This window comes from Microbacterium sp. 22296, assembly GCF_052045385.1.
GTDB lineage: Bacteria > Actinomycetota > Actinomycetes > Actinomycetales > Microbacteriaceae > Microbacterium.
Genome location: NZ_JBQEOS010000010.1, coordinates 1 through 7,407, shown reverse-complemented (window position 1 = coordinate 7,407; position 7,407 = coordinate 1). Strand labels below are relative to the sequence as shown.

Below are 7,407 nucleotides of genomic sequence, written 5' to 3'. Positions count from 1 at the left end.
CCCCCCCCCCCCCCCCCCCCCCCCCCCCCCCCCCCCCCCCCCCCCCCCCCCCCCCCCCCCCCCCCCCCCCCCCCCCCCCCGCGACCGTGAGCGGTCAGTCGAGGTACGACGAGTAGGCCGCCAGGGTGAGGAACGCGGGGAACTCCTCGCGCAGCGCCGCCGCGCGGAAGATCTCGACGGCGTCGGCGAAGCGGTCGCCGTCGAAGCGCTGCACCGAGTTCAGGAGGTCCTTCACGCTGTCCTCGACGAACGCGCGGGTGACGGGGATGCCTTCCTCGGTCGACCGGTCCTGGTGGATCCACTGCCAGATCTGCGACCGTGCGATCTCGGCGGTCGCCGCATCCTCCATCAGGTCGTCGATGGCGACCGCGCCCAGACCCCGCAGCCACGCCTCGATGTAGCGGATGGCCACCGAGACGTTCGCGTGCACGCCCGCCGCGGTGATCGGCCGGCCGATGCGCACGTCGAGCAGGTCGGCGGGGGTGACGGACACGTCGTCGCGCGTGCGCGCGAGCTGGTGGGGCGCATCCCCGAGGACGGAGTCGAACTCGGCCCGAGCGACGGGGATGAGGTCGGGGTGGGCCACCCACGTCCCGTCGAAGCCGTCGTTCGCCTCGCGGCGCTTGTCGGCGGCGACCTTCGCGAACGCGGCCTCGGTCACCTCGGGTCGACGACGGTTCGGGATGAAGGCGCTCATGCCGCCGATGGCATATGCGCCCCGCTTGTGGCACGTCTGCACGAGCAGCTCCGTGTAGGCCCGCATGAAGGGAACCGTCATCGTCACCTCGCTCCGGTCCGGCAGGACGAAGCGAGCCCCGCGACCGCGGTACGTCTTGATGATCGAGAAGATGTAGTCCCACCGTCCGGCGTTCAGGCCCGCGCAGTGGTCCCGGAGGGCGAAGAGGATCTCCTCCATCTCGAAGGCCGCGGGCAGCGTCTCGATCAGCACCGTGGCGCGGATCGTTCCGTGGTCCAGGCCCAGCCGCTTCTCGGTGAACGTGAACACGTTGTCCCAGAGCCGCGCCTCCTCGGCCGACTCGATCTTCGGCAGGTAGAAGTAGGGGCCGCGCCCGGCGGCGATGAGGGCGTGGGCGTTGTGGAAGACGTAGAGCCCGTAGTCGACGAGGGATCCGGATGCCGGCAGCCGGCGTCCGGACCGGTCGGTGAACGTCATGTGCTTCTCAGGGAGGTGCCATCCGCGCGGGCGCATCACGATGGTCGGGGTGCGCTCCGCGGTGACCTCGTACCGCTTGCCCTCGGCGCTGGTGAACGACAACTGCCCGCGGATCGCGTCGAACAGCGAGAGCTGCCCGCCGATGACGTTGCTCCAGGTGGGTGAGGTGGCATCCTCCTGGTCGGCGAGCCACACCTGAGCGCCGGAGTTCAGCGCGTTGATCGTCATCTTCGGGTCGGTCGGGCCGGTGATCTCGACACGGCGATCCTCGAGTCCGGGGCCCGCCCCCGCCACGCGCCACGACGGACTGTCGCGGATGTGCGCGGTGTCGGCGCGGAAGTGCGGATCGCTACCCAACCCCACGTCGTACTGGTGCCGGAGGCGCGCCGCGAGCCGGTCGTGCCGGCTCCGAGCGAAGTGGTCGTGCAGATCGGTGAGGAACGCGATGGCGGCGGGGGTGAGGATCTCGGCGTGACGGCCCTGCACGGGGCGTTCGAGGTGCAGGGAGGGGACGGATGCCGGAGTCTGCGGCATCCGCGTGGTGCGGGTGCGGGGCTCGGTCTCGGCGGGTGCCGCCGGCGACGGCGTTCGGGACCCGTCTGCGCGGGAGGTGATCGTCGGGGTGGGCGGGGAAGAGGAGAGAAGAGTCATGATCGTGGCTTTCTATGTTGCGTCGGACCGCCCGCCGCCGTTGTCGAACCTCGTCCCGAAAACGGTCGGCTGGGGGTGGCCCAGGTGACCAGAAGTGGGACAAGGTGCGTGCGGAGTGGGACGAGGGTGCGGAGCTGAGCAGGGGGCAGGTGCGGCGGTGTGGGCCGCTGCAGACCTCGTCCCAGAAGTGGCTGTCTGGGGGTGGCTTGAGCAGCCAGAAATGGGACGAGGTCTGCGAAAAGTGGGACGAGGGTCGACACGAACGCGCGAGGGTCGGCACGAACGCGCGGGGTCGGCGCGAACGCGCGGGGTCGGCACGAACGCGCGAGGGTCGGCGCGAACGCTCGGGGTCAGTGGAACTGCGCGGTCTCGGTGGAGCCGGCCAGGGCCAGGGTGGCGCTGTCGGGGTTGAGCGCGGTGGACACGACGTCGAAGTAGCCGGTGCCCGCTTCGCGCTGGTGGCGCGTCGCGGTATAGCCGTCGGCTTCGGCGGCGAACTCGGCCTCCTGCAGCTCGACGTACGCGCTCATGGCGCGCTCGGCGTAACCGCGGGCGAGGTCGAACATCGAGTGGTTGACGGCGTGGAAGCCGGCCAGCGTGATGAACTGGAAGGCGTAGCCGAGGGCGGCCAGGTCGGCCTGGAAGGTCGCGATCTGCTCATCATTGAGGTGGCGCTTCCAGTTGAAGCTCGGCGAGCAGTTGTAGGCGAGCTTCTTGCCCGGGTAGCGGGCGTGGATCGCCTCGGCGAAGGCGCGGGCGAGTTCGATGTCGGGCTCGCCGGTCTCCACCCACAGCAGGTCGGCGTAGGGGGCGAAGGCAAGGCCGCGCGCGATGACCGAGTCGAGCCCCGGCCGCACGCGGTAGAAGCCCTCGGTCGTGCGCTCACCGGTGAGGAACTCGGCATCCCTCGGGTCGACGTCGCTGGTGAGCAGGTCGGCGGCCAGCGCGTCGGTGCGGGCGATGATCACCGTCGACACCCCCGCGACGTCGGCCGCGAGGCGCGCGGCGTTGAGCGTGCGGATGTGCTGCTGGATCGGCACGAGCACCTTGCCACCGAGGTGGCCGCACTTCTTCTCGCTCGCGAGCTGGTCCTCCCAGTGGATGCCGGCGGCCCCGGCCGCGATCAGCGACTGTGCGAGCTCGTAGGCGTTGAGGGGTCCGCCGAAGCCGGCCTCGGCATCCGCGACGATCGGGGCGAGCCAGTCCTGCGTGATCTCGCCCTCGGCGCGCTCGATCTGGTCCTGGCGCAGGAGTGCGTTGTTGATGCGGCGGACGACCGCGGGAACGCTGTTGGCGGGGTAGAGGCTCTGGTCGGGGTAGGTCTGGCCCGCGAGGTTGCCGTCGGCGGCGACCTGCCACCCGCTGAGGTAGATGGCCTTCAGCCCCGCGCGCACCTGCTGCACGGCCTGACCCCCGGTGTAGGCACCGAGGGCCCGGATGTACTCCTCGGTGTGGAGGAGGTTCCAGAGGTTCTCGGCCCCGCGGCGGGCGAGGGTCGACTCCTCCCGGACGCTGCCGCGCAGGCGGACGACGTCCTCGGCCGAGTACGTGCGCTCGATGCCGTCCCACCGCGGGTCGTTCTCCCACGCGGCGCGGATCTCATCGGCGGTCTCGGTCTGGTCGCCGGGGCGCAGGGGCTGCTGGGCGGGGGTGGCCTGGATCGTCATGTCGTCCTCCTTCGGGTCGCGGGGCGGCGGTGCCCCGTGACCACAACTGTGGGCGAAGATCGCGGCACCGGAAGCGCCTCGGGGGGTGTGAAGATTGCCCGATCTTCTGCTGTTGTGAGACTCTGGCGTATGGACACCGGAGTCTCTTCCCTCTCGGCACCTCTCCCGTCCGACGATGACGAGGTGGACACTCTCACCATCGGCCGGCGCATCCGGCAGTTGCGCACCGCGCGCGGGATGACGCTCGACGACCTCGCCGGCGCCGTCGGCCGAGCGCCGAGTCAGATCTCGATGATCGAGAACGGCCGGCGCGAGGCGAAGCTCACCCTGCTGCAGGCGATCGCGCGCGCCTTGGAGTGCCGACTCGACCAGATCCTGGATGCCGAACCCCTCGACCCTCGCGCCACCCTCGAGCTGTCGGTGGAACGCGCGATGCGCGGACCGACGTTCCAGGCTCTCGGCATCGCCCCGTTCCGCGTGGGGCGCTCGGTGCCCGACGAGGTGCTCACGGCGATGCTCGCGCTGCGGGCCGAGATCGAGCGCCTGCGCGAGGAGCGCTCGGCCACGCCCGAGGAGGCGCGTCGCGCGAATGTCGCCCTGCGCCGCCTGATGCGCACGCAGGACAACCATTTCCCGGAGCTCGAGCGGGTGGCATCCGAGTTGCTGGACAGCATCGACCACCCGGGAGGGCCGCTCACCCAGCGCGGGGCGAGCGACATCGCCGCACACCTCGGCTTCTCGCTGCACTACGTGCCCGACCTGCCGTCATCGACGCGCAGCATCGCGGACGCGAAGAACGGCCGGCTCTACCTGTCGACGAAGGTCGCGAAGGGCGACCCGCGGGCTGCGGTGCTGCAGGCGCTGTCGAGCCGGGTGCTCGGGCACGGTGAGCCGACGAGCTACGACGAGTTCCTTCGCCAACGCGTGGAGACGAACTACCTCACCGGGGCGCTGCTGATGCCCGAGGCGCACGTCGTGCCGGTGCTCCGAGAGGCGAAGGAGCGACGCACGATCAGCATCGAAGATCTACGCGACGCGTACTCGGTGTCGTACGAGACCGCCGCGCACCGCTTCACCAATCTCGCCACCGTGCACCTCGGCATCCCGGTGCATTTCCTCAAGGTGCACGAGTCTGGCACGATCACGAAGGCGTACGAGAACGACGACGTGAACTTCCCGACCGATCGCCTCGGGTCGATCGAGGGGCAGATGTGCTGCCGGCGGTGGACGAGCCGCGTCGTCTTCGACGAGGACGACCTCTTCAACCCCTACTACCAGTACACCGACACCGGAAACGGCACGTACTGGTGCACGGCGCGGGTGGAGCAGTCGAGCGAGGGGGCGCACTCGGTGAGCGTGGGCGTGCGCTTCGACGACACGAGGTGGTTCCGCGGGCGCGACACCCCCAACCGCGGCGTCTCCCGGCACGCGGTCGAGACGTGCTGCCGACGCGCGCCCGCCGCCCTCGAGGAGGCCTGGCGCGACAAGGCCTGGCCGAACGTGCGCACGCCGCGCACCCTGCTGGCCACCCTGCCGACCGGCGCCTTCCCCGGCGTCGACGCGACGGAGATGTACGAGTTCCTCGCGGCGCACGCCCCGCGCGAGTGACACCGCACCGTTCGGGGCGCGCTCTTCGCTGTCGCCGAGTCTTCGGTTCGCGTCCAACGTGCGCGACGTCGGACCCGGCCGGTTTCGCGAGACAGACGGAGTGAAGGGCGCCCCCGCCGAAGCAGGAGCGCCCTGGGGTGGAGCCGATGCGTCAGGACCGGGGGCGGTCGTCCTCCACGACCGACTGCACGCTGTCCGTGGCCGGCGTCTTGTCGTCGGTGCGCACCTCGTCGGCGGCGATCGCGATGTCGACCGCGGCGTCCTCCAGAGCCTCCGCGACCACGTCGCGAACGTCACCGCGCTCACCGGCGGCTGTGTGCGCGGGACGCTCGGGCTCGAGGCCCTCGGTCACGCGATCCGCCGCGTCGATGTCCGCCCTCCGGTCGTCGGCGGCGACGCGTTCCCGGGCCGCCCTCACCGTCTCGTGGACGGCGGCCGCCGCACCGGCGGCGACGTCTTTCGCCTTCGACACGGCGACGTCGACGGTCTCCGAGGCGCTGGCCGCAAGGTCCTTCGACCTCGCCACCGCGTCATCCGCGGCATCCTTCGACCTCGCTTTGACGTCGTCGACAACCTCCGACGCGCGCGCTGCGGCGTCCTTCGACCTCGCTTTCACGTCGTCGACGACCTCGGACGTGCGGGCGGCCGCGGCGTCCGCCTTCTCCTCGGCCTCCGCGACGACATCGCGGTCGAACGGTCCGAAGACCCCGGTCACGACTACGTTCACGTCGATCGATCCACGCCCGAGCGGTTCGAGAGCCGATCGCACCGCGGTGCGTACGGCCTCGGACACCTCGCGGAGCTTCTGGGGGTAGTCGACGACGAGCGAGATGGTCGCGGTGACCGAGTCGGCGCGGTCGGTGTCGATCTTGACGCCCGGCGCGGTGCTGGCCAGGCCCACCCGCTCACGGACGGCATCGGAGGCACGGCCGAGGAGGCTTCCCAGTGCGTGCACGCCCGGCACCGCGGCGGCGGCGTTCGCCGCGAGGTCCGCGGCGGCGTCGAGAGCAGGCGGGTCGATGGTCGAATCGATGGTGGTCATGACGACTCCTCGTGGGATATCAGTTCACGCGGGTGTTGTCGCGTGCGAGTTTGGCGCGCAGCCCGGTGTGGATGGAGATGTAGGCGCGGACGTTTTGCCCGGTGAGCGCGGCGAGGTTGGTGACGAGGGTGTCGACGTGCTCGGCGACCTGGCGGGGTGAGGTGTTCTGCCGTGGGGTGACTGCGACGTGCAGGACGGATTCCCGGTTGATCTCTCCGGCGGTGACGCGGGAGGAGAGGATTTCGTCGCGTTCGGCGAGGGCGTTCTTCAGCGCTTCGGAGGCGAAGCCGTCGGTGACGGTGATGCGGCCTTCGGCGTTCGCGCTGCCGGTGGACTGCAGGGGCGCGTGGCGGCGTCCGCGGACGGCGGAGGAGGCGATGACGATGAGGATGATCCCCAGGACCACGAAGGCTGCGACCGCGCCCCATCCGGCGGAGTCACGACCCAGGGATTCGAGCCAGCCTTGGAAGCCGCCCATGACGGTGGTCCAGGTGTCGGTCCCGCCGGGCACCAGGCCCACGGCGAGGGCGAGGGCGCCCGCGGCCAGCAGCACGACGGCGACGAGGAAGAGGATGAAGCGGTTCAGACCGCGACGTGTCGCATTCATCGGGACTCCTTGGTGTCGGGACGCTGCACGCGCAGGTGGGTGCGGACGGCGGGGGTGAGCTTGTAGGCGGCGATCTCTTCGTCGACGATGTGGCGCAGCTGCGCTTCGTCGACGGGGATGCCGACCGGGGGACGCACGGTGACATCGAGGGAGCGGTGGGCGACGCCGACGACGATGTCGTCGCGGGCGATGCCGGATTCGTTGCTGAGGTGTTGGGCGATGGCGGATGCCACGACGCCGTTGTCGACGACCACGGCGCGCTCTCCCCATTGCATCTCGTGCTTGGACAGCCGGCCCGGCTTGAGGGCGAGGATCAGCACGACAAGCCCCAGGAGGGCCAGCACGACACCGCCGACGATGAACGCGACCGGCATCAACGCGGTGGGGGCGGCGACGACGGCGTTGAGGGCCTCGCCGGGGGCGACGAGCAGCGGCTGCGCGCCGACGAGGTTCAGGATGATCTCGACCGCGGCGTAGGCGAGGACGAGCAGCAGCAGCAGGACCACGACGAGCATGGCCACGGTGCGGGGCGAGTGGGTCTCGCGGCGCACGACGGTGCGCAGCACGGTGTCAGTCATCACAGCACTCGCTTTCGCTGGGGGGCGGTGGCGCCCGAGATGGTCAGATCCACACGCGAGATCTCACGGCCGAACAGCCG

General features: G+C 70.7%; 6 protein-coding genes. 1 reads left to right on the top strand and 5 read right to left on the bottom strand.

Annotated features, from left to right (window positions below; genetic code table 11):
- Nucleotides 1-94 precede the first annotated feature (94 nt).
- Nucleotides 95-1,708, bottom strand: coding sequence for a malate synthase A (gene aceB / locus ACTJJP_RS15180; RefSeq protein ID WP_440775915.1), 1,614 nt, complete (start codon nucleotides 1,706-1,708; stop codon nucleotides 95-97).
- Between the two features lie 467 nt (nucleotides 1,709-2,175).
- Nucleotides 2,176-3,492, bottom strand: a complete 1,317-nt coding sequence (aceA, locus tag ACTJJP_RS15175) for an isocitrate lyase (RefSeq protein ID WP_440775815.1) — start codon at nucleotides 3,490-3,492, stop codon at nucleotides 2,176-2,178.
- Between the two features lie 129 nt (nucleotides 3,493-3,621).
- On the opposite strand from aceA, the gene ACTJJP_RS15170 reads away from it, so the two are divergent.
- Nucleotides 3,622-5,100: a helix-turn-helix domain-containing protein gene (locus ACTJJP_RS15170; RefSeq protein ID WP_440775814.1), complete on the top strand. Its 1,479-nt coding sequence runs from the start codon at nucleotides 3,622-3,624 to the stop codon at nucleotides 5,098-5,100.
- 151 nt (nucleotides 5,101-5,251) lie between these two features.
- On the opposite strand, the gene ACTJJP_RS15165 is transcribed toward ACTJJP_RS15170, so the two are convergent.
- The 3 genes from ACTJJP_RS15165 to ACTJJP_RS15155 are packed head-to-tail and all read right to left on the bottom strand — an operon-like array spanning nucleotide 5,252 to nucleotide 7,327.
- A complete protein-coding gene (locus ACTJJP_RS15165) occupies nucleotides 5,252-6,142 on the bottom strand; it encodes an Asp23/Gls24 family envelope stress response protein (protein ID WP_440775813.1) in 891 nt (296 codons plus the stop codon).
- Nucleotides 6,143-6,161: 19 nt separating this feature from the next.
- Complete coding sequence (locus ACTJJP_RS15160) at nucleotides 6,162-6,749, bottom strand: hypothetical protein (protein ID WP_440775712.1); 588 nt, start codon at nucleotides 6,747-6,749, stop codon at nucleotides 6,162-6,164.
- Nucleotides 6,746-7,327, bottom strand: a complete 582-nt coding sequence (locus tag ACTJJP_RS15155; RefSeq protein ID WP_440775711.1) for a DUF6286 domain-containing protein — start codon at nucleotides 7,325-7,327, stop codon at nucleotides 6,746-6,748. The genes ACTJJP_RS15160 and ACTJJP_RS15155 overlap by 4 nt, the downstream gene beginning before the upstream one ends.
- Nucleotides 7,328-7,407: the final 80 nt, after the last annotated feature.

Excerpts from the sequence above, each read along its gene's own strand:
- aceB (WP_440775915.1), bottom strand. The coding sequence starts at position 1,708 with ATGCCGCAGACTCCGGCATCCGTCCCCTCCCTGCACCTCGAACGCCCC.
- aceA (WP_440775815.1), bottom strand. The coding sequence starts at position 3,492 with ATGACGATCCAGGCCACCCCCGCCCAGCAGCCCCTGCGCCCCGGCGAC.
- ACTJJP_RS15170 (WP_440775814.1), top strand. The coding sequence starts at position 3,622 with ATGGACACCGGAGTCTCTTCCCTCTCGGCACCTCTCCCGTCCGACGAT.
- ACTJJP_RS15165 (WP_440775813.1), bottom strand. The coding sequence starts at position 6,142 with ATGACCACCATCGATTCGACCATCGACCCGCCTGCTCTCGACGCCGCC.
- ACTJJP_RS15160 (WP_440775712.1), bottom strand. The coding sequence starts at position 6,749 with ATGAATGCGACACGTCGCGGTCTGAACCGCTTCATCCTCTTCCTCGTC.
- ACTJJP_RS15155 (WP_440775711.1), bottom strand. The coding sequence starts at position 7,327 with ATGACTGACACCGTGCTGCGCACCGTCGTGCGCCGCGAGACCCACTCG.